Origin of the sequence: Acinetobacter sp. S4400-12 (assembly GCF_024129495.1) — a bacterium.
Lineage (GTDB): Bacteria > Pseudomonadota > Gammaproteobacteria > Pseudomonadales > Moraxellaceae > Acinetobacter > Acinetobacter lwoffii_C.
The window spans coordinates 1-219 of sequence record NZ_JAMXYB010000127.1 but is presented as its reverse complement, the minus strand read 5'-3'; the positions used below and the strand labels follow the sequence as shown (position 1 = coordinate 219).

Annotated in this window: 1 tRNA gene; it reads right to left on the bottom strand. The window is 38.8% G+C overall.

The window, feature by feature from the left end:
• Positions 1-128 precede the first annotated feature (128 nt).
• A tRNA-Ala gene (locus NI461_RS14190) sits at positions 129-204 on the bottom strand.
• Positions 205-219 lie beyond the last annotated feature (15 nt).

Here is a 219-nt window from a genome sequence, read left to right as displayed (position 1 = left end):
ATGAGTATGAACAAATTATTTCAACTCAAATATATGCTGTTAATGATTTTTCTAGCCTTCGTCAGGTCTAGAAACTGTGATAAATCACAGAGGTTAACAAGTATAAACTTACTAAGCTCTATAATCTATGGTGGAGACTAGGAGAGTCGAACTCCTGACCTCCTGCGTGCAAAGCAGGCGCTCTACCAACTAAGCTAAGTCCCCAGCTTATCATTTAGA